Here is a 19,610-nt window from a genome sequence, read left to right as displayed (position 1 = left end):
TGCGGTTTCGCTTTCCTCGTACGTGCGGATGTCCGGACCATTGTCAGGGAGATCCGCCCAGGTCACCGCCCCGGGGGCCACCAGGGGGTGAGCGACCGCTTAGCATGAGGGAGTCCCTCTCGTACATCCCTGGAGCAGCACCCGTGACCGCCGAAGCCCCGACCGCCCCCGCTGTGACCCACGGCCGGCTGATCCCCGTCACCGTCCACTTCGACGACCTGGACGCGCTCGGCCTCCTGCACAACGCCCGCTACCCGCTCAAGGTCGAGCAGGCCTGGACCGAGCTGTGGCAGGAGTACGGCATCCACTTCGAGGGCGACTGGGCGGCGGCCGGCGACGCCTGCAACGCGGTCAAGGAACTACGCATCTCGTACGAGGCGCCGGTGACGAAAACCGGCGGCTACGCCGTCCACCTCTGGCTGGAAAGGCTCGGCACGACCGGGCTGACGTACGGCTTCCGCTTCTGCTCGCAGGACGGCGCGGTGACCTACGCGCGGGGTGCCCGGGTCCTCGTACGGCTGGACTCCGAGACGCTGCGCCCGGCCCCGTGGAGCGAGCGCTTCAGGGCCGTGGGTCGGGAACTGCTGCGGCCGGAGGACTGATCTTCGGCCGGTCCCGGTCGCCCGCCCGCAGCACGTTCGCGAAGGCCACCAGGCCGCTCGCCAGGACCGTCACCAGGATGAACGACACCAGCAGGCTGGTCGCCTGGGCGATGGTGCCGATCGCGCTCGGCGCGACCAGGCCAGAGGTGTAGGTGATCGTCGCGACGCCCGCGATGGCCAGGCTCGGGTTCGAGCCGCTGCGGCCCGCGGCGGCGAAGCACAGCGGCACGACCACCGCGATCCCCAGCCCCATCAGCGCGAACCCGGTCATCGCCATCGCCGGGTTGCGGGAGGTGACGATCAGCAGTCCGCCGAGCGCGGCGAGGACCCCGCTCGCCCGGACCGTGCGCACCGACCCGTACCGGTCGACGATCCGGTCGCCGGCGAGCCGCGCGACCGCCATCGTCAGCGTGAAGCCGGTGGTGCACGCCGCCGCGAGCCCCGCCGAGGTCTCCAACTGGTCCCGCAGATAGACCGCCGACCAGTCCAGGCTCGCGCCCTCCGCGAACACCGCGCAGAAGCCCACGGCACCGATGAGCAGCGCCGACTTCGGCGGCAGGGCGAAGCGGGGCGGCGGCTCCTCGTCCTCGGCGGGCTGGAGGTCCAGCACCCAGCGGCAGGACAGCAGGCCGAGACAGGTGAGGACGGCCGCTTCTGCTCGCAGGACGGCGCGGTGACCTACGCGCGGGGTGCCCGGGTCCTCGTACGGCTGGACTCCGAGACGCTGCGCCCGGCCCCGTGGAGCGAGCGCTTCAGGGCCGTGGGTCGGGAACTGCTGCGGCCGGAGGACTGATCTTCGGCCGGTCCCGGTCGCCCGCCCGCAGCACGTTCGCGAAGGCCACCAGGCCGCTCGCCAGGACCGTCACCAGGATGAACGACACCAGCAGGCTGGTCGCCTGGGCGATGGTGCCGATCGCGCTCGGCGCGACCAGGCCAGAGGTGTAGGTGATCGTCGCGACGCCCGCGATGGCCAGGCTCGGGTTCGAGCCGCTGCGGCCCGCGGCGGCGAAGCACAGCGGCACGACCACCGCGATCCCCAGCCCCATCAGCGCGAACCCGGTCATCGCCATCGCCGGGTTGCGGGAGGTGACGATCAGCAGTCCGCCGAGCGCGGCGAGGACCCCGCTCGCCCGGACCGTGCGCACCGACCCGTACCGGTCGACGATCCGGTCGCCGGCGAGCCGCGCGACCGCCATCGTCAGCGTGAAGCCGGTGGTGCACGCCGCCGCGAGCCCCGCCGAGGTCTCCAACTGGTCCCGCAGATAGACCGCCGACCAGTCCAGGCTCGCGCCCTCCGCGAACACCGCGCAGAAGCCCACGGCACCGATGAGCAGCGCCGACTTCGGCGGCAGGGCGAAGCGGGGCGGCGGCTCCTCGTCCTCGGCGGGCTGGAGGTCCAGCACCCAGCGGCAGGACAGCAGGCCGAGACAGGTGAGGACGGCCGCCGCGAGCGCGTGGTGCAGCCGCGCGTCCGAACCCAGGTGGGCGGCGAGGGTGCCGGCCGCCGAGCCGATCAGGGTGCCCACGCTCCACATGCCGTGCAGGCTGGACATGATCGACCGGCCGAGCCGGTTCTCGATCTCGACGCCGAGCGCGTTCATGCCCACGTCCGCCATGCCCGCCGTGGCGCCGTACACGAACAGCGCCAGACACAGGGCCACCAGATTCGGGGCGACGGACGGCAGGACCAGGGACAGCGTCCACAGGGAGATGAGGCCGCGCAGCGCGTTACGGGCGCCGAAGCGATGGCTGATCCGGCCCGCCAACGGCATGGCCACGGACGCGCCGAACGCGGGGAAGGCGAGCGCCAGACCGAGCTGACCCGCACTCACCGAGGCGTGGTCCTGGATCCACGGCACGCGCGTCGCGAACGATCCGGTGACGCCGCCGTGCACGGCGAAGACGGCGGCCACGGCGTACCGGGCGCGCTTCACCTGCCGCTCGTCGTACAGCACGTCACTCATACTCGCCCCGCCCCTCCGCGGCCTGTGGACCCCACCGGCGACGTAAACTATCAGGGACCCTGCCTGATAGATAGAGCGTCACCAGCCGCCGATCTGGAAGGATCCCCGGCATGCCCGCATCCCCCAGCACCGCCCGGGCCATCAACGACCGGCTCGCCCTGAGCCTGCTCCAGCGGGAAGGGCCGTTGACGGCAGGGCAGTTGAAGCAGCTCACCGGCCTGTCCCGGCCGACGGTCGCCGACCTCGTCGAGCGCCTCGCCGCGGCCGGGCTGATCGAGGTGGTCGGGGAGTCGGGCGAGCAGCGCCGCGGGCCGAACGCGAAGCTGTACGGCATCGTCGCCGACCGCGCCCATCTGGCCGCGCTCGACGTCCGCACCGAGGGCGTCTCGGTCGTCGTGTCCGACCTGCTGGGCCGGGTGCTGGCCGAGTCCTCGGTCCCGATCGCCGGGGACATCGGCACCGGCCCCGCGGTCGAGCAGGCGGTGGCCCTGGTGGAACGGGTCGCCAAGGAGGCCGGCGCCGACCGCCTCCACACCGTCGGCATCGGCGCCCCCGGCCTCATCGACCCCGCCACCGGTGAACTCCGGAACTCCACGGGCCTGCCCGAGTGGCACCGCCGCCTGGTCGCCGCCCTCCAGGAACGCTTCCCGGAGGCTCGGGTCCACGTCGAGAACGAGACGAACCTGGCGGCCCTGGCGGAGCAACGGGACGGCGTGGCGAAGGACCGGGACACCTTCGTCCTGCTGTGGCTCGGCCACGGCACGGGCGCGGCGGTGGTCCTGGACGGCTCCCTGCGACGCGGTGCGTCCGGCGGCACGGGGGAGATCGGCTTCCTGCCGGTACCGGGGACGACGGGGCTGCCGTCGGCGACGGGGTGCGAGGGCGGGTTCCACTCACTGGCGGGGTCGGCGGCGATCGCGGAGTTGGCGGTTGAGTACGGGGTGGTGGCGGAGGCGGCCGGGGACGAGCCGGTCGCCGCCGCGCTGGTGAGAGCGGCGGTCCCGCCCTTCCTGGACGCCCTCGCCGACCGCCTCGCCGTAGGCGTTTCCGCCGTGGTCGCCGTATTGGACCCCGGCTGCGTGGTGCTGGGCGGCGAGGTGGGTCAGGCGGGCGGCGAGGAACTGGCGGCGCGAGTCGAGAAGCGCGTCCGCCGCATGTCACCGCTGCCGACGGAGGTGCGGTCGAGTGTCCTGGGCGGCGCGGCGGTACTGCGGGGCGCGCTGCTTACGGCAAGGGAGCGAGCCCAAGAAGAACTTTTCAGCCCACCAGAGCGCCAAGGCTCTTAAGGGGCGCGGGGAACTGCGCGACAAGCCCCCACCGGCCCGCACTGTTCACACGGCCCTACCAGGGAACCGCCGAGCCAGATACTCCTCGAACGTCCCCTTCCCGACGGCCCGCTCCACCGCCAGATGCCCACCCGCCCGGAACTCCCGATAAGCCTTCCCGGCCAACCGCACATTGACGATCCGCCGCCCACGCCCCGTCGCCTTCAGATACGCCCGCGCCAACTCCTCGAACGACCGCACCTCAGGACCGCCCATGTCCTCCACCCGCCCCGCAGGCGACCCCACCGCCAACTCGGCCAGCCGCCCCGCGACTTCCGCCACTTCGATCGGCTGGTCGGACACCCCGGCCGGCAACAGCATCACCGGCACCCGGGACACCGCGTTGAAGAACATCACCAGCAGATCGTGGAACTGCGTGGTCCGCAGCACGGTCCACCCCAGCCCCGACTCCTCGATCTGCTTCTCCACCGCGAGCTTGGCCCGGTAGTACGGGAACGGCACCTGATCGACGCCGACGATCGAGATGTAGACGAGGTGCCCGACGTCCGCCCGTCGCGCCGCCGCGATGAGCTGAGCCGCCGCCTTCTCGTCCCCGCCCGTCTGCGTCGTCGCACAGTGCACGATCGTGTCCACGCCGGTGACGGCCGCGTCCAGCGCGGCGCCGCCCTCGCGCAGATCGACGGCGTACGGCTGCGCGTGCCGGCTGAGCACCCGCACCTCGTGTCCGTCCGCCCGCAGCCGCTCGGCGACGAGCCGGCCGAGCGTGCCGGTGCCGCCGGTCACCAGGATCGTGGTCATGCTGTTCAGCCCCTTTGTGCCACGTCGGCGCTCCCCGATGGAGTCGCCTCCGAAAGCTAGGACCGAATACCCGCCGGGAAATGTGACATGCCTGAAGGCCCGGCGGCGGGCAAGGGCCGTCGTCACCGCCGCCGGGCCGGTCCGTGGTGATCCAAAAAGGACTAGACCAAAGAGTCTTACAGTCGGACCGGGTTGAGAAGTCCAGTCACAGCACCTGTGAGCCACTCCACACAACTCACCCGTATGGACCACGATCAGCCGTGGCACACTGGCTCTGTACCAGAAGCAGCGCACTCCGGGGTCGGTGAAAGTCCGAACCGGCGGTTACAGTCCGCGACCCGACCGCTTCCAGCGGCCGGTTGACCAGGTGAAATTCCTGGACCGACGGTTAAAGTCCGGATGGGAGGCAGTGCGCGGCGGGCGGGCATTCGTGCGCGCCGCCGTAAGTGTTCGTCCTGGTGGACGACTCTGTCCGGCGTCGCCCCCGGTGTTCCTGCTCGTTCATTCTGTCGTCATCGACAGCCCCGGAGTCCGTGCCCCTATGTGGCAGGAGGACCCGGGAAGTGTTCACCGGAATCGTCGAAGAGCTGGGCGAGGTCACGGCCGTCGAGGACCTCGGCGATGCCTGTCGCTTCCGTCTGCGCGGCCCCGTCGTCACCGAAGGCGCGAAGCACGGTGACTCGATCGCCGTCAACGGCGTCTGCCTCACCGTCGTGGAGCACGAGGGCGACGAGTTCACCGCCGACGTCATGGCGGAGACCCTCGTCCGCTCCAGCCTGCGCACCCTGACCGCCGGCTCCCGCGTCAACCTCGAACGCCCCACGGCCGTCGGCGCCCGCCTCGGCGGACACATCGTGCAGGGCCACGTGGACGGCACCGGCGAGGTGCTGGAGCGCAAGCCCTCCGAGAACTGGGAGATCGTCAAGGTCTCGCTCCCCGCGGAGCTCTCGCGCTACGTCGTGGAGAAGGGCTCCATCACCGTCGACGGCATCAGCCTCACCGTCGTCGACGCCGGCCCCGACTACTTCACGGTCAGCCTCATCCCGACCACCCTCGACCTGACCACGCTCGGCCACAAGCAGCCCGGCGACCCGGTCAACCTCGAGGTCGACATCGTCGCCAAGTACGTCGAGCGGCTGCTCGCGAGCACGCAGGGAGCGGGCCGGTGAACTCGCTCAACACCGAGGCGTTCACCCTCTTCGGCCAGCACATCCTCTGGTCGGACATGATCGGCAACATACTCGGCCTGATCACCCTCGCCCTCGGCTGGCGCCGCTCCCTGTGGACCTGGCCGGTGCAGTTCCTCTCCGGCCTCGTCCTCTTCGGCGCCTTCTACGGCCATCTGACCGGCAGCGCCGGCAAGCAGGTCGTCGTCATGGCCGTCGCGCTGTACGGCTGGTGGCAGTGGAACCGCAACAAGGGGCAGAGCGCCGACGGCCACATCGCCCCCCGCTTCGCCACCTGGCGCGAGCGCGGCGCGATGACCGCCGCCGCGGCCGTCGGTACCGTCGCCGTCGCCCTGCTGTTCAAGGCGTACCCGAGCCTGTCCTGGGACCCTTGGCCGGACGCCTACATCTTCGTCGGCACCATCGTCGCGATGTACGCCCAGGCGCGCGGCATGGTCGAGTTCTGGATCGCCTGGCTCCTCGTCGACCTGGTCGGCGTCCCCCTCAACTTCGCCAACGGTTACGCCTTCTCCGGCTTCGTCTACGTCATCTACGGCGCGCTCGTCCTGTGGGGCATGCGCGACTGGTGGCTGCGCTCCCGCACGGCCGCGCGGCCCGCTCTGGAAGGAGCGCCGGCATGAGCACCGCAACGATCCTGTACAGCACGGACGGCATCGAGGACTTCGCGCTCGACCCGATCGAGCAGGCCATCGCCGACATCGCGGCCGGCCGCCCGATCGTCGTCGTCGACGACGAGGACCGGGAGAACGAGGGCGACCTCGTCGTCGCGGCCGAGAAGGTCACGCCCGAGATCGTGGCCTTCATGATGAGCGAGTGCCGCGGCCTGATCTGCGCGCCCATGGAGGGCGAGGAGCTGGACCGGCTGAGGCTCCCGCAGATGGTCGACGACAACACCGAGCAGATGAAGACGGCGTTCACCGTCTCCGTCGACGCCTCCGGCGCCCACGGCGTGACCACCGGCATCTCCGCCTCCGACCGCGCCACCACGCTCCAGCTGCTCGCGAGCGGCGACGCCGAACCCTCGGACTTCGTCCGCCCCGGCCATGTCTTCCCGCTGCGCGCCCAGCCCGGCGGCGTGCTGGTCCGCAACGGCCACACCGAGGCGGCCGTCGACCTCGCCCGCCTCGCGGGCCTGCGCCCGGCCGGCGCGATCGTCGAGATCGCCGGCGAGGACGGCCGGATGCTGCGCCTGCCCGAGCTGATCCCGTTCGCCCGCAAGCACGGCCTGACGATCATCTCCATCGAGGACCTGATCGCCTACCGCCGCTCCGCCGAGCCCACGGTCCGCCGCGAGGCCGAGGTCCAGCTGCCCACCGCCCACGGCGAGTTCACGGCGTACGGCTACCGCTCCACGGTCGACGGCGTCGAGCATGTCGCCCTCGTCCACGGTGAGATCGGCGACGGCGAGGACGTCCTGGTCCGCGTCCACTCCGAATGCCTGACCGGCGATGTCTTCGGCTCCGCCCGCTGCGACTGCGGCCCCCAGCTCGACGCCTCCCTGGACCGCATCCAGAGCGAGGGCAGGGGAGTGGTGGTCTACCTGCGCGGTCACGAGGGGCGCGGCATCGGACTGCTGTCCAAACTGCGGGCGTACGAGCTCCAGGAGCGCGGCCGCGACACCCTCGACGCCAACCTGGAACTCGGCCTGCCCGCCGACGCCCGGGACTACGGTGCCGGCGCGCAGATCCTCAAGGATCTCGGGGTCACGAGCGTCCGCCTGATGACCAACAACCCCGACAAGTCCGACGCCCTGCTGCGCCACGGCCTCAAGGTCAACAGCCGGGAGCCGATGCCCGTACAGGCGGGCGAGCACAACCTCCGCTACCTGCGCACCAAGCGGGACCGGATGGGCCACGACCTGCCCTGGCTGGACACCGCCCCCGCGGCCCCCGTGTCGGCCTGCAACAACCAGTAGAACCACTTCCTAGGAGACCTGAGAACGTGAGCGGCAAGGGTGCACCGGAGCTGTCCGTACGCAACGTGGGTGACCTGCGGGTCGCCGTCATCGCGGCGCAGTGGCACGAGAAGGTGATGGACGGACTGGTCGACGGCGCCCTGCGCGCCCTGCACGACCTGGGCATCGACGAGCCGACCCTGCTCCGGGTCCCCGGCAGCTGGGAGCTCCCGGTCGTCGCCAAGGTGCTGGCCGGGCGGGGCTACGACGCGATCGTCGCCCTCGGTGTCGTGATCCGCGGCGGTACCCCCCACTTCGAGTACGTGTGCCAGGGCGTCACCCAGGGCCTCACCCAGGTCTCCGTCGAGACCGGCGTCCCCGTCGGCATGGGCGTGCTGACCTGCGACACCGAGGAGCAGGCCCTGGACCGGGCCGGGCTGGAGGGCTCCAACGAGGACAAGGGGCACGAGGCGGTGACGGCAGCGGTGGCGACCGCGGCCACCCTCCGCTCAGTATCTGAACCGTGGCGCTGACGGACGGCGGGTGTGGCATAGGCTGAGCGTCACCATGTCCAATAAGACGTTCGAGGAGCTCTTCACCGAGCTCCAGCACAAGGCCGCACACGGCGACCCCGCCACCTCCCGCACCGCGGAACTGGTCGGCAAGGGCGTCCATGCCATCGGCAAGAAGGTCGTCGAGGAAGCCGCCGAAGTCTGGATGGCCGCCGAGTACGAGGGCAAGGAGGCCGCTGCCGAGGAGATCTCGCAGCTGCTGTACCACGTCCAGGTGATGATGGTCGCCCGCGGCATCTCGCTGGACGACGTGTACGCCCACCTGTAAATCAGCCAGTTCCGTAAATTCACCCCATCACGCAAAGGAAGCCGACCTCATGCTGCGCATCGCCGTCCCCAACAAGGGTTCCCTGTCAGGCCCTGCGGCGGAGATGCTGCATGAGGCCGGCTACCAGCAGCGCCGCGAGTCCAAGGAACTGCGGATCGTCGACCCGGAGAACGAGGTGGAGTTCTTCTACCTCCGCCCCCGCGACATCGCGATCTACGTCTCCTCCGGCCGCCTCGACATCGGCATCACCGGCCGCGACCTGCTCATCGACTCCGGCGCCAAGGCCGAGGAGATCCTCCCGCTCGGCTTCGCCCGCTCCACCTTCCGCTTCGCCGCCAAGCCCGGCACCGCGACCGGCGTCCAGGACCTCAAGGGCAAGACGGTCGCCACCTCCTACGAGGGCATCGTCGAGGGCCACCTCGCCGACAACGGCGTCGACGCCTCCGTCGTCCACCTCGACGGCGCCGTCGAGACCGCCATCGAACTCGGCGTCGCCGAGGTCATCGCGGACGTCGTCGAGACCGGCACCTCGCTGCGCAACGCGGGCCTGGAGGTCTTCGGCGAGCCGATCATGAAGTCCGAGGCGGTCGTGATCCGCCGCACGGACGCGGACACCTCCTCGGAGAACGAGCCCAAGGTGCAGCAGTTCCTGCGCCGCCTCCAGGGCGTCCTCGTCGCCCGGACCTACGTGATGATGGACTACGACTGCCGCGTCGAGCAGCTGGAGAAGGCCGTCGCCCTCACGCCGGGCCTGGAGTCCCCGACCGTCTCCCCGCTGCACAACGAGGGCTGGGTCGCCGTCCGCGCGATGGTCCCCGCCAAGGAGGCGCAGCGGATCATGGACGACCTGTACGACATCGGCGCGCGGGCCATCCTGACGACGGCCATCCACGCCTGCCGTCTCTGAGGGACCCCACCGCCATGTCCGACGTTCCCGCCCTCCCCGTCACCTTCCGCCCCGGCCGCACCCGGGCCGTCCTGCTCACCGCCGGTGTCGCCATCTTCGCCACGATCACCGCGATCGCGCTGCTCCTGGAGAAGCTCGGCCCCGGTGAGCGGCTCAGCTTCATCTTCACCGCGGCCCTCATCTTCGGCGTGCTGGCCATGCTCGCCCGCGTGAAGGTGGTCGCCGACGACTCCGGTGTCACCGTGGTGAACATCGCCTCCAGGCGCCGCCTGGACTGGGCCGAGATCATCCAGGTGAACCTCCGCCCCGGCGACCCGTGGGTGTTCCTCAACCTCAGCGACGGCACCAGCCTGCCCGCCCTGGGCATCCAGCCCGGCATCGCCAAGCAGCAGGCCATCACCGACGCCCGTGCCCTGCGGGCGCTCGTCGAGGCCCGCGGCACAAGGGATCTGCCGTAGAGGGCCCTGTCTTGATTAATCTGTTGGCGGAGGCGTTTTCGTCGCGCCTCCGCCGCTGATGTCCCGACCGGCCCTCAGCGGCCCGACCGCTACCCGAGGAGTGATTCCCTCCAGCGATGGACGGATCGTCCTGTAGTACCTGCGCCGCCCCCTCCCGACATACCGGTGAGGCGGCGGCATCATGACCATCCCCCTGCTGCTCCTCGCAGCCGCCTTCCTGCTGATTCTCGCCAACGGCTTCTTCGTCGCGGCCGAGTTCGGCCTCGTCACGGTCGAACGCCCTGACGCCGAGAAAGCCGCTGCCGAGGGCGACAAACGCGCCCGTACGGTCGTCGAGTCGCTCAAGGAGCTCTCCTTCCAGCTCTCCGGCACCCAACTCGGCATCACCATCACCTCCCTCGTCGTCGGCATGCTCGCCGAACCGGCGCTCGCGGAGCTGCTGAACGGCCCGATCACCGCGATCGGCATCCCCGAGGGCGCCGTCTCCGGTGTCGCGGTCGTCATCGGCATGCTGCTCGCGTCCGCCGTGCAGATGGTGATCGGCGAACTCGTGCCCAAGAACTGGGCGGTCTCCAAGCCGTTGCAGGTCGCCCGCTTCGTCGCCGGCCCGCAGCACGCCTTCGCGCGCCTGTTCCGCCCGGTCATCGCCGCACTGAACGCGGTCGCCAACCGGCTCGTCCGCGCCCTCGGCGTCGAGCCCACCGAGGAGCTGGCCTCCGCCCGCACCCCCGGTGAACTCGTCTCCCTGGCCCGGCACTCGGCGCAGGCCGGCGCGCTGGAGCAGGACACGGCCGACCTGTTCGTGCGGACCCTGTCGCTCGCCGAACTCACCGCGCAGCACGTCATGACCCCGCGCGTGAAGGTCAGCTCGCTCCAGTCGTCGGCGACCGCAGAGGACGTCGTGAACCTGACCCGCGCGACCGGTCTGTCTCGCTTCCCGGTCTACCGGGAGAAGATCGACGAGATCGTCGGCATGGTCCATCTCAAGGACGCGCTGGCCGTTCCGACCCACGAGCGGCTGCGCACCCCGGTGGGCAGGATCGCCCGCCCCGCGCTGCTGGTCCCGGAGACCCTCCCGGTCCAGCCGCTCCTCGCCCAGCTGCGCAGCGAGCAGCCGATCGCCGTCGTCGTCGACGAGTACGGCGGTACGGCGGGAGTGGTCACCCTGGAGGACATCGTCGAGGAGATCGTCGGCGAGGTCCGTGACGAGCACGACGGTCAGGACGTGCCCGAACTCGCCGCCGCCCCGCCCGAGGACGGCCGCCCCGCCTGGGACGCCGACGGCAGCTGCCGGGTCGACATCCTCCAGCGGATAGGCCTCGACGTGCCCGAGGGACCGTACGAGACGGTCGCAGGCCTGGTCGCCGACCTGCTCGGCCGGATTCCCGCCGTCGGGGACCGGGCCGAACTGCCCGGCTGGCGGCTGTCGGTGCGCCGCGTCGGCCACTACCGCGCCGAACGGGTCCGCCTGGTCCGTACGGGCGTCGTCGTGGAGGCCGCCCGATGAGCGTGCTCCAACTCCTCTTCGCCGGGCTGCTCGTGCTCGCCAACGGTTTCTTCGTCGGCGCCGAGTTCGCGCTCGTCTCCGTCCGCCGCAGCCAGATCGAACCGCTCGGCACGGCCCGCGCCCGCCAGGTGCTGTACGGCCTGGAGCGGCTGCCCCAGATGATGGCGGCGGCCCAGTTCGGCATCACCGTCTGCTCGTTGACGCTGGGCGCGGTCGCCGAACCGACCGTCGCGCATCTGCTGGAGCCGGTCTTCGAGTGGATCCACCTGCCGCACGGCATGATCCACCCGCTGGGCTATGTGATCGCGCTCGCCGCGGTCGTCTTCTTCCACCTCGTCATCGGCGAGATGGTCCCGAAGAACCTGGCGATGGCCGCCCCGGAGAAGGCCGCACTGTGGCTGAGCCCGGGCCTCGTCGCCTTCGCCCGGGTGTGCAAGCCCATCACGATCGCCCTCGGCGCCTGCGCCCAGGCGATCCTGCGGCTCTTCCGCGTCGAGCCCAAGGACGAGGTCGAGGCGGTCTTCACCAGCGAACAGCTCAACCGCCTCGTGGAGGACTCCGGGCAGGCCGGTCTCCTCGACCCCGAGGAGCAGGAACGCCTGGAGGACGCCCTGGAACTGGGCTCCCGCCCGGTCACCGACGTCCTGCTCCAGCGCGACTCCCTGGTGACCGTCGGCCCGTCGGTCACGCCGGGCCAGGTGGTCGAGCTGACCGCGCGCACCGGTTACTCCCGCTTCCCGGTGGCCGCCGACAACGGCGCCTTCATGGGCTACCTGCACGTGAAGGACGTACTGGACCTGGAGGAGTCCGAGCGCGCGGTGCCGCAGCACGTCTGGCGCTCCATGACGACGCTCAGGTCGGAGTTGCCGCTGGACGACGCCCTGACGGTGATGCGCCGCGCGGCGACCCATCTGGCCCAGGTGGCGGACGCGTCGGGCAAGGTGCTGGGGCTCGTCGCCCTGGAGGACGTGCTCGAACTCCTGGTGGGCGAGGTGACGGACCCGGCCCACCGGGAGGCGACGGAGGTGAAGGTGACGGAACCTCGGGCGAGCGGGGAGCCGGAGCAGGCGCTCGCCGGATAGTCGGCCGCCGCTGCGGGCAGTCGTGCCGCTGGGGCGGCACGGGTGGGCGCAGCGGCACCCCGCTAGCGCGGGTGAGCGGAAACCCCCGGCCGCCGCCCCGGCATCTACATCGCCGACGGGTCCTGCGGCCCCCGCCCCGACAGCACCTCTCCGTACGCCTGCATCAGATCCGGCAACCGCAGCGTCGACAGGTCGTCCCGCGTCAGCATCCCCGGGTACGTCGACAGCCGCAGATCCCGGTACGCGCAGCTCTTCTCGTACAGCGTCCGCAGGAACCGCCCGTTCCCCAGCTCGTCGATCCACCCCTGGTCCACCACGTGCCCGGCGATCGACCGCAGTTCGTCCAGCGCCTCCTCGTCCCACACGTCACCGTTCTCCGCGGCGAGCACCTCACCGATCGAGGTCAGCTCCAAGGGGCGGTACGACGGGAAGTCCACGCGCGTCGTGAAGCGCGACGACAGTCCGGGGTTGGCGGCGAGGAGGCGGTCCATGCCCTCGGGATAGCCGGCCAGGATCACCACCAGGTGGTCCCGGTTGTCCTCGGCGCGCTTCAGCAGTACTTGCAGGGCCTCGTCGCCGTACGCGTCGCCCTTGCCGTAACCGGAGTTGGAGAGCGAGTACGCCTCGTCCACGAACAGCACCCCGCCGATCGCGGAGTCGATGAGCTCGTTGGCCTTCACGGCGGTCTGTCCGAGATACTCGCCGACGAGATCGGCCCGTTGGGCCTCGACCAGATGGTCACCGCCGAGCAGGCCGAGGGCGTAGAAGACGCGGCCCAGGATCCGGGCGACGGTGGTCTTGCCGGTGCCCGAGGGGCCGGAGAAGACGAAGTGCCGCTTGGGCGGCTGGACCGGCAGCCCCTGCCCGGCGCGCAGCCGCGCCATGTTCAACTGTGCCGACAGCGCCTTGACCTGCCGCTTCACGGGCTCCAGGCCCACCATGCGCTCCAGCTCGTTGAGCGCTTCCTCGAGTAAGACCGGGTCGGTGGGGCCGGCGGGCAGGGCCGGGGAGGTGGCGAGCTTCTCGCGCACCGTGGGGTCGGTCACCTGCGGCAACGGGCCCGTCGGCAGGTCGGGCTCGGACAGCCGGAGGTCCCGGCCCTCCGCGCCGAAGAGCGGATCGAGGCCGTCCGGCCCGTCCAGGACGTCCTGCGCGCCGGACAGCGTGATCGCCGCGAGGTCGGCCGCGTCGTCGTAGCCGTCGCCCTCGGCGATCGCCGCGAGCCGGGCGGAGGTGTCCATGAACGCCGGGTCGACGCGGTGCACGGCACGGTAGAGGGGGAGCGCGGCGGCGGAGCGGCCGGTGCCCTCGTGCGCCCGGGCGAGCCAGTAGCGCAGCTCTTTGCGCTGCGGCTGCTCGCTGCGGCAGCGCATCAGCGCCGCCGACAGCAGGGGCTCCGCCTGGCCGTACATCTCCAGCCGCACCCGGGCCATGCCGCCGAACAGGCCGGCCTCGATGCCGAGCAGCGGATCGTCGATCAACGGGTCGGTGTGCCGGACGAGTTGGTCCCAGTCCTTGACCAGATAGGACCGGCAGGCGTGCAGGAAGCGCACCTGCGGATCGGCGTCCACGGGCGGCAGGCCCGCCAACGCCCGGTCCAGCTCCGGGACATGGCGTCCGTCGAGCCAGTGCGAGGCGTGCGCGAGCAGCAGGTCGCGCGGGCTCTCCAGCACCGGCTGCACCCACCAGCCCAGCCAGTACCAGGAGTTGAGCGTCCTGCGGTGCCGGGCGCGCTGTTCCCCGAAGCGCTCGCGGTGCCGGAACATCCGCAGCAGCGCGGTCGTCGTGTCGATGCGCAGCGCGTGCAGCCCGAGCCAGCCGTCGGCCATCCCCGGATCCATCCGCACCGCGGCCCGGAACTCCTCCTCCGCCTGCGGATAGGCGCCCATCGTGTAGGCATCCACACCTCGCAGCCAGGCGAGGTCGGCCGGGGCCTGCGGGCCCTGCGTGCCGAAGTCCATCACGTCCCCCACAAACCGTGCCCCCGTTGGTTGGTCACCGAGCCGTCGCCCGCCGACCGCCTTGATCGAACCGCCTTGCTGCGGACCGGAGTTGCAACGGTGCGCAGAGCTGCCGTCCGTAGGTCGCACCGAGGGCATCGTACCTGCGGGGGTACGGCCCGCCGAAGGGTGCCGCACAGGCCGTTTGGCGAGGTGGGAGCAGATGGGGCGCATTCCGCATGGTGACCGAGGGTGAGCGGATCGCGCCTCGGAGCGCCCGGAAAGGGAGTTGAGGGCAGAACGAAGCCCCCGATCACGGGGGAACAACCGGGGGCTTCGCGACTGCGGGCGGCTGCGAAAGGCCGCACATTGAGAACGTAAGTCCTGTACGGCCCCTCGGTCAAGCCGAGTTGAAGCACTCCGGGAAGTTCGGCCGCAAGGGTCTTCACAAGTTCAGCACACTGCGGATGGTCCGTCACCCTGAGTGATTTCCTGGTCCGGTCCAACGGTCCCGGCAGGCCCGGTGAGCACCTCGTACCCCTTCTCCACCTGCCGCACCAGAAGATCGGCGAACGGCCGGGAAGGATCGTCCGCGAAGTGCGCGCGTTCCGCCCGGACCCACCCCTCCCAGAACTCCCGCTGCTCCGCCCCGTCCCGGGAGCGCCCCCGGGTCCAGGACTCCTCACGGGGCAACTCCATCCACAGCAACTGGGCGAGGTGCGGCCGCAGTGCCCGACGTCCCGCACCGACGCCTTCGACGAGGATCACGGGGGCCGGGGGCAGATCCCGGACCGGTCCGAAGCGCCGCGCGTGCCAGTCGTAGGGGGCGTAGCGCGCGGTTTCCCCCCGCCGCAGCGGCTCGATCACCTGCTCCAGCAGGCGCCCGGTCCAGTCGAACAGCTCCTCATGACTCGCGATGTCGTCGAGGTGCAACGCCGGCGCCCCGCCGAGCTCCGCCGCCAACTGCCCGGCGAACGTGGACTTCCCGGAGCCGGCATGTCCGTCGACGGCGACCAGCCGGACCGGCCCGCAGGACGGGGGGAGCCGGCGGAGCCGGGAGACGAGGTCGCGCATGGCCGATTTCCTGGGGCGTCGGGGGGCGGTGAGCGCTGTGCACTTTAGCCGCCGCAGGTCATGCCAGTGGTCGAGGCCAATATTCGTGGGCGTGGCATGGCTCGAAGTGCTGGCAGGAGCCTGTTGATTGTGGTCATAGTTGGCGCACAAACGTGCAGTGGACCTGCCCGAACTCGGACACACTTGGGGGTCGTTCCGCCCATGAGCAGAGCCGAACAGCCGTCCCGGAGAACCGTTCTGACCGCCGCGGTCGTCGCCGCGGTCGCGGGCAGCGCGGGCCCGGCCGTCGCCGCCGACGCCGCGCCCGGCGCCGGGAGGCCCGCCCAGGCCCCGGCCCGCCTGGTCGACAACCGTTTCTGGACGTCGTACGCCGACTGGCGCGGCGGTCTCGCGAAGGGCACGCGTGCCGTCGCGGGCGCCCGTCCGGGGCTGGTCATCGGGACCGCCGCGGGCACCGTCGACTACACCGACCCGCACGCCGGCACGACGGCCGCCTGGGAGTACGCGAGCTGGACGTCCCCCGTCCACAAGCTCGCCGTCCCCTCGACCGAGGCCATCGCGTCCTGGAACGCGCACACCCCGGACGGCACCTGGCTCCAGGTGGAGCTGAAGGGCACGTACTCCGACGGCACGGACACCCCCTGGTACGTCATGGGCCGCTGGGCGGCCGGGGACCAGGACATCCGGCGGACCTCGGTGGACGACCAGACCGACGACAAGAGCAGCATCTGGACGGACACCTTCGCGATCGACGACCCGGCGACGGGCCTCCGCCTCACCTCGTACCGCCTGCGGCTGACCCTCTACCGCAAGCCGGGCACCAAGAAGACCCCCACGGTCTGGCGGCTCGGCGCGATGGGCTCCGACATCCCCGACCGCTTCACCGTCCCGGCCTCCACGCCGGGGCTCGCCCAGGAGCTGATCGTCCCGCGGTACTCGCAGGAGATCCACGCCGGCCAGTACCCCCAGTACGACAACGGCGGCGAGGCCTGGTGCAGCCCCACCTCCTCGCAGATGATCATCGAGTACTGGGGCGGCAGGCTCACCCCGGAGCAGCTGGCCTGGGTCGACCCGACGTACGCCGATCCGCAGGTGTGCCACGCGGCCCGGTACACGTTCGACTACCAGTACGCGGGCTGCGGTAACTGGCCGTTCAACGCGGCCTACGCGGCCACCTTCGACGGGCTCCAGGGCGTGGTCACCCGGCTCGGCTCGCTCACCGACCTGGAGACGCTGATCGCGGCCGGCATCCCGGCCATAACGTCCCAGTCCTTCCTGAAGGAGGAGCTCACCGGGGCGGGGTACGGCACCTCCGGGCACCTGATGACCGTCATCGGCTTCACCGCCGAGGGCGATGTGATCGCCAACGACCCGGCCTCGCCGAGCGACGAGGCGGTGCGCAGGGTCTACAAGCGCGCCGAGTGGGAGAAGATCTGGCTGAGGACCAAGCGCTACAACGCCAGCGGCAAGGTGGTCTCCGGCACAGGCGGCGTCTGCTACCTGTACTTCCCGGCCCGGCCGACCCCGCGGCAGTGCAAGGCGCTCGCGGCGGTGGGAGTGCGCTGAGGCGGAGCGGGGCCCCGGTGCGCGCCGGGGCCCTGTGACCAAGGTCTCGGCCGCAAAAGCCGTGGTCAGTGGCAAGGTGGACGAATGACCGCATCAACAGCCACCGCCGCCCGCGCTCGTACCGGCGGCCCCAAGGACGACGGCCCGAAGGTCCTCGAACACCTCGCGGGCTGGACGCTCGTCGTGGTGATCGCGATGCTCGTGACCCAGCTCGGCCTTCTGTGACCTGACTCCTGCTTGACCTGACATACTGCGGGTGTCCCGCCACCAGCCCGAGACCAGGGTCGAAATTGAATATCAGTGATCAGCGTGCGGCCGCCCGGCCACGGGCGCGCGGCACCGAGCGCTCGGTCGCACGTCGCGCCGAACTCATCGCGATCGGGCGGCGGTTGTTCGCCGACACGTCGTACGACGCGCTCTCCATGGACGACATCGCCCGTCAGGCGCATGTCGCCAAGGGGCTGATCTACTACTACTTCCAGTCCAAGCGCGGCTACTACCTGGCGATCATCCAGGACTCCGTCGCCGACCTGGTCACCTTCGCGGCGAGCGGTCTCCAACTGCCCCAACTGGACCGGGTCCAGCGCACGATCGACAGCTATCTGCGCTACGCCGAGCACAACCAGGCCGCCTACCGCACGGTGGTCAGCGGCGGCGTCGGCTTCGACACCGAGGTGCACGCCATCCGGGACGGGGTGCGCGAGGCGATCGTCGCGACCATCGCCGAAGGCGCCTACGGTCGCACCGACATCGCCCCGCTGGCCCGCATGGGCCTGCTGGCCTGGGTGTGCAGCGTCGAGGGCGCCACCCTCGACTGGATCGACCGCCCCGAACTGCCCCGCGACATCATGCGCGAACTCCTGGTGAAGACCCTGGGCGGCGCGATGCGCGCCATCGAGGAACTCGACCCGTCCTATCCGGCCCCGGAGCCGGCCCGCCGCGACGAGGCCTGAACGAAGGGCGGAGGCTTCAGCGCCCCCGCCCCGAGTTCCCTGCCGCTGACGTCAGTTGATCGCCTTGATCAGCTCACCGCCCGTGGTGTCCCCGCTCAGCTCCCAGAAGAAGGTGCCGCCGAGCCCCTGCTGGTTCTTGTACGTCATCTTCGCCGCGATGGTGGCGGGGGTGTCGTAACTCCACCAGTTGGTCCCGCACTTGGCGTACGCGGTGCCGGCCACGGTCCCCGTCGCCGGGCACTTCGACTTCAGCACCTTGTAGTCCTCGATGCCCTGCTCGTACGTCCCCGCCGCCGGGCCGGTCGCCGTGCCGCCGGGTGCCGACTGGGTGACGCCGGTCCAGCCACGGCCGTAGAAGCCGATCCCGAGCAGCAGCTTGGAGGCCGGGATGCCGAGGCCCTTGAGCTTGGCGATGGTCGCCGAGGTGTAGTAGTTCGCGGTCGGGATGCCCGCGTAGGAGTTCAGCGGCGAGTGCGGAGCCGTCGGGCCGGTCGAGGCCCAGGCGCCGAAGTAGTCGTACGTCATCGGATTGTACCAGTTGACGTACTGGGCCGCGCCCGCGTAGTTCGCCGCGTCGATCTTGCCGCCCGAGGTGGCGTCGGCGGTGATGGCCGCGGTGACCAGGTTGCCGCTGCCGAACTTCGCGCGCAGCGCCGCCATCAGGTTCTTGAACGCCTCACGCCCGCTGGTGTCACAGGTGTTGCCGCAGGCGTTCGGGTACTCCCAGTCGATGTCGATGCCGTCGAAGACGTCGGCCCACTTGGAGTTCTCGACCAGGTCGTAGCAGGACTGCGCGAACGCGGCCGGGTTCTTCGCGGCCTCGCCGAAGCCGCTCGACCAGGTCCAACCGCCGAAGGACCAGAGGACCTTGAGGCCCGGGTGCTTCTTCTTCAGCTCCCGCAGCTGGTTGAAGTTGCCGCGCAGCGGCTGGTCCCAGGTGTCGGCGACGCCGTCCACCGACTCGGCGGCGGTGTAGGTGCGGTCGGTCGCCGCGTAGGAGTCGCCCATCGCGCACTTGCCGCCGGTGACGTTGCCGAAGGCGTAGTTGATGTGCGTGAGCTTCGCCGCGGAGCCGGACGTCTCGATGTTCTTGACGTAGTACTTGCGGTCGTAGGTGCCCCATTCGGTGAAGTAGCCGACGACCTTGGATGCCTTGAGAGCGGGCGCGGCGGCGGGCTCGGCGGTCGCGGTGCCCGCTCCGGCCAGCAGCCCGGCGCCGAGGACCGCGCAACAGGCGGCCGACACGAGCGCCCGGAATCGGGTGCGGGGACGTGGGGAGGTGTGCATCGGGTGTCTCCTCGTGGGGGAGAGGGGAGCATGCGCCGATTGGCATGAACGCGGTAAGGCGTTGGTCCGTCACGGTAGGAGGACTAGACCAGTACGTCAATGGTTCGGACCAATTTCGCGTTCCTCGAGCCCCGCTCCAGGTTTCCTGAAGTAAGCGGTCGTTAACTGGTGACTCGGTGCCGCCGATCGGGCATACTCACAGCGCAGAGCCGCTGGTCAGCAGCTTCCGAGACCCGGGGGTGCGAGCATCGGCACAGCCCTCAGC

At 70.8% G+C, this 19,610-nt stretch carries 19 protein-coding genes, 2 pseudogenes and 1 riboswitch; of the genes and pseudogenes, 15 read left to right on the top strand and 6 right to left on the bottom strand.

Annotated elements, in window-relative coordinates; all coding sequences use genetic code 11:
* Positions 1–143: 143 nt before the first annotated feature.
* Entirely contained in the window at positions 144–602 is a 459-nt protein-coding gene (locus tag IQ210_RS29880) for an acyl-CoA thioesterase (RefSeq protein ID WP_194082288.1), read from the top strand.
* Here IQ210_RS29880 and IQ210_RS29875 read toward each other — a convergent pair.
* Positions 562–1,254, bottom strand: a pseudogene (locus tag IQ210_RS29875) (MFS transporter); the annotation flags it as partial. The gene IQ210_RS29880 and the pseudogene IQ210_RS29875 sit on opposite strands and share 41 nt — an antisense overlap.
* Between IQ210_RS29875 and IQ210_RS47375 the strand changes: the two are divergent.
* A pseudogene (locus IQ210_RS47375) lies at positions 1,252–1,395 on the top strand (acyl-CoA thioesterase); the annotation flags it as partial. The pseudogenes IQ210_RS29875 and IQ210_RS47375 sit on opposite strands and share 3 nt — an antisense overlap.
* Here IQ210_RS47375 and IQ210_RS29870 read toward each other — a convergent pair.
* Positions 1,355–2,566, bottom strand: coding sequence for an MFS transporter (locus tag IQ210_RS29870; RefSeq protein WP_194082287.1), 1,212 nt, complete (start codon positions 2,564–2,566; stop codon positions 1,355–1,357). The pseudogene IQ210_RS47375 and the gene IQ210_RS29870 overlap by 41 nt on opposite strands.
* A 110-nt stretch (positions 2,567–2,676) precedes the next feature.
* On the opposite strand from IQ210_RS29870, the gene IQ210_RS29865 reads away from it, so the two are divergent.
* On the top strand, positions 2,677–3,852 hold the full coding sequence (locus IQ210_RS29865) for an ROK family transcriptional regulator (protein ID WP_194082286.1): 1,176 nt from the start codon (positions 2,677–2,679) through the stop codon (positions 3,850–3,852).
* Between the two features lie 45 nt (positions 3,853–3,897).
* On the opposite strand, the gene IQ210_RS29860 is transcribed toward IQ210_RS29865, so the two are convergent.
* Complete coding sequence (locus IQ210_RS29860) at positions 3,898–4,650, bottom strand: SDR family oxidoreductase (RefSeq protein WP_194082285.1); 753 nt, start codon at positions 4,648–4,650, stop codon at positions 3,898–3,900.
* A gap of 286 nt (positions 4,651–4,936) precedes the next feature.
* A riboswitch (FMN riboswitch) is annotated at positions 4,937–5,067 on the top strand.
* A gap of 146 nt (positions 5,068–5,213) precedes the next feature.
* Between IQ210_RS29860 and IQ210_RS29855 the strand changes: the two genes are divergently transcribed.
* The 9 genes from IQ210_RS29855 (at position 5,214) to IQ210_RS29815 (ending at position 12,525) form a co-directional block, all read left to right on the top strand.
* Complete coding sequence (locus IQ210_RS29855) at positions 5,214–5,819, top strand: riboflavin synthase (protein ID WP_194082284.1); 606 nt, start codon at positions 5,214–5,216, stop codon at positions 5,817–5,819.
* Positions 5,816–6,457 (top strand): nicotinamide mononucleotide transporter family protein, encoded by a 642-nt coding sequence (locus tag IQ210_RS29850; protein WP_194082283.1) that lies wholly within the window; start codon positions 5,816–5,818, stop codon positions 6,455–6,457. The genes IQ210_RS29855 and IQ210_RS29850 overlap by 4 nt, the downstream gene beginning before the upstream one ends.
* Positions 6,454–7,752, top strand: a complete 1,299-nt coding sequence (locus IQ210_RS29845; RefSeq protein ID WP_194082282.1) for a bifunctional 3,4-dihydroxy-2-butanone-4-phosphate synthase/GTP cyclohydrolase II — start codon at positions 6,454–6,456, stop codon at positions 7,750–7,752. The genes IQ210_RS29850 and IQ210_RS29845 overlap by 4 nt, the downstream gene beginning before the upstream one ends.
* Positions 7,753–7,778: 26 nt before the next feature.
* The gene (gene ribH / locus IQ210_RS29840; protein WP_020128903.1) at positions 7,779–8,264 is read left to right on the top strand and encodes a 6,7-dimethyl-8-ribityllumazine synthase; all 486 of its coding nucleotides are present in this window, start codon (positions 7,779–7,781) and stop codon (positions 8,262–8,264) included.
* A gap of 34 nt (positions 8,265–8,298) precedes the next feature.
* Entirely contained in the window at positions 8,299–8,571 is a 273-nt protein-coding gene (locus tag IQ210_RS29835; protein ID WP_030946750.1) for a phosphoribosyl-ATP diphosphatase, read from the top strand.
* 49 nt (positions 8,572–8,620) lie between these two features.
* Positions 8,621–9,478, top strand: coding sequence for an ATP phosphoribosyltransferase (hisG, locus tag IQ210_RS29830; RefSeq protein ID WP_194082281.1), 858 nt, complete (start codon positions 8,621–8,623; stop codon positions 9,476–9,478).
* Positions 9,479–9,492: 14 nt separating this feature from the next.
* Positions 9,493–9,936 (top strand): PH domain-containing protein, encoded by a 444-nt coding sequence (locus IQ210_RS29825; protein WP_126270714.1) that lies wholly within the window; start codon positions 9,493–9,495, stop codon positions 9,934–9,936.
* Between the two features lie 181 nt (positions 9,937–10,117).
* Positions 10,118–11,443, top strand: coding sequence for a hemolysin family protein (locus IQ210_RS29820; protein WP_194082280.1), 1,326 nt, complete (start codon positions 10,118–10,120; stop codon positions 11,441–11,443).
* Positions 11,440–12,525, top strand: a complete 1,086-nt coding sequence (locus IQ210_RS29815; protein WP_194082279.1) for a hemolysin family protein — start codon at positions 11,440–11,442, stop codon at positions 12,523–12,525. Before IQ210_RS29820 ends, IQ210_RS29815 begins: the two co-directional genes overlap by 4 nt.
* Before the next feature lie 104 nt (positions 12,526–12,629).
* Here IQ210_RS29815 and IQ210_RS29810 read toward each other — a convergent pair whose 3' ends face one another.
* The gene (locus IQ210_RS29810; protein ID WP_194082278.1) at positions 12,630–14,486 is read right to left on the bottom strand and encodes an AAA family ATPase; all 1,857 of its coding nucleotides are present in this window, start codon (positions 14,484–14,486) and stop codon (positions 12,630–12,632) included.
* A 432-nt stretch (positions 14,487–14,918) separates the two neighbouring features.
* The gene (locus IQ210_RS29805) at positions 14,919–15,539 is read right to left on the bottom strand and encodes a uridine kinase family protein (protein ID WP_194082277.1); all 621 of its coding nucleotides are present in this window, start codon (positions 15,537–15,539) and stop codon (positions 14,919–14,921) included.
* 201 nt (positions 15,540–15,740) lie between these two features.
* Here IQ210_RS29805 and IQ210_RS29800 point away from each other — a divergent pair, with 201 nt between their 5' ends.
* The 3 genes from IQ210_RS29800 (at position 15,741) to IQ210_RS29790 (ending at position 18,058) form a co-directional block, all read left to right on the top strand.
* The gene (locus tag IQ210_RS29800) at positions 15,741–17,105 is read left to right on the top strand and encodes a peptidase C39 family protein (protein WP_194082276.1); all 1,365 of its coding nucleotides are present in this window, start codon (positions 15,741–15,743) and stop codon (positions 17,103–17,105) included.
* A gap of 84 nt (positions 17,106–17,189) precedes the next feature.
* Positions 17,190–17,330, top strand: coding sequence for an SCO1431 family membrane protein (locus IQ210_RS29795; RefSeq protein WP_194082275.1), 141 nt, complete (start codon positions 17,190–17,192; stop codon positions 17,328–17,330).
* A gap of 65 nt (positions 17,331–17,395) precedes the next feature.
* Entirely contained in the window at positions 17,396–18,058 is a 663-nt protein-coding gene (locus tag IQ210_RS29790; protein WP_194082274.1) for a TetR/AcrR family transcriptional regulator, read from the top strand.
* A 51-nt stretch (positions 18,059–18,109) separates the two neighbouring features.
* Here IQ210_RS29790 and IQ210_RS29785 read toward each other — a convergent pair whose 3' ends face one another.
* Positions 18,110–19,345 (bottom strand): glycoside hydrolase family 18 protein, encoded by a 1,236-nt coding sequence (locus IQ210_RS29785; RefSeq protein WP_194082273.1) that lies wholly within the window; start codon positions 19,343–19,345, stop codon positions 18,110–18,112.
* Between the last annotated feature and the right edge of the window lie 265 nt (positions 19,346–19,610).

Source organism: Streptomyces justiciae (assembly GCF_015163075.1).
GTDB lineage: Bacteria > Actinomycetota > Actinomycetes > Streptomycetales > Streptomycetaceae > Streptomyces > Streptomyces justiciae.
Note: the sequence above shows the minus strand (reverse complement) of the source record. Positions and strands in the feature narration are given on the sequence as shown.

What these genes read in the sequence shown, in the direction of transcription:
- IQ210_RS29800 (WP_194082276.1), top strand. Translation starts at nt 15,741, where the DNA reads ATGAGCAGAGCCGAACAGCCGTCCCGGAGAACCGTTCTGACCGCCGCG.
- IQ210_RS29865 (WP_194082286.1), top strand. Translation starts at nt 2,677, where the DNA reads ATGCCCGCATCCCCCAGCACCGCCCGGGCCATCAACGACCGGCTCGCC.
- IQ210_RS29795 (WP_194082275.1), top strand. Translation starts at nt 17,190, where the DNA reads ATGACCGCATCAACAGCCACCGCCGCCCGCGCTCGTACCGGCGGCCCC.
- IQ210_RS29820 (WP_194082280.1), top strand. Translation starts at nt 10,118, where the DNA reads ATGACCATCCCCCTGCTGCTCCTCGCAGCCGCCTTCCTGCTGATTCTC.
- hisG (WP_194082281.1), top strand. Translation starts at nt 8,621, where the DNA reads ATGCTGCGCATCGCCGTCCCCAACAAGGGTTCCCTGTCAGGCCCTGCG.
- IQ210_RS29860 (WP_194082285.1), bottom strand. Translation starts at nt 4,650, where the DNA reads ATGACCACGATCCTGGTGACCGGCGGCACCGGCACGCTCGGCCGGCTC.
- IQ210_RS29785 (WP_194082273.1), bottom strand. Translation starts at nt 19,345, where the DNA reads ATGCACACCTCCCCACGTCCCCGCACCCGATTCCGGGCGCTCGTGTCG.
- IQ210_RS29845 (WP_194082282.1), top strand. Translation starts at nt 6,454, where the DNA reads ATGAGCACCGCAACGATCCTGTACAGCACGGACGGCATCGAGGACTTC.
- IQ210_RS29825 (WP_126270714.1), top strand. Translation starts at nt 9,493, where the DNA reads ATGTCCGACGTTCCCGCCCTCCCCGTCACCTTCCGCCCCGGCCGCACC.
- IQ210_RS29835 (WP_030946750.1), top strand. Translation starts at nt 8,299, where the DNA reads ATGTCCAATAAGACGTTCGAGGAGCTCTTCACCGAGCTCCAGCACAAG.
- IQ210_RS29870 (WP_194082287.1), bottom strand. Translation starts at nt 2,566, where the DNA reads ATGAGTGACGTGCTGTACGACGAGCGGCAGGTGAAGCGCGCCCGGTAC.
- IQ210_RS29810 (WP_194082278.1), bottom strand. Translation starts at nt 14,486, where the DNA reads ATGGACTTCGGCACGCAGGGCCCGCAGGCCCCGGCCGACCTCGCCTGG.
- IQ210_RS29805 (WP_194082277.1), bottom strand. Translation starts at nt 15,539, where the DNA reads ATGCGCGACCTCGTCTCCCGGCTCCGCCGGCTCCCCCCGTCCTGCGGG.
- IQ210_RS29815 (WP_194082279.1), top strand. Translation starts at nt 11,440, where the DNA reads ATGAGCGTGCTCCAACTCCTCTTCGCCGGGCTGCTCGTGCTCGCCAAC.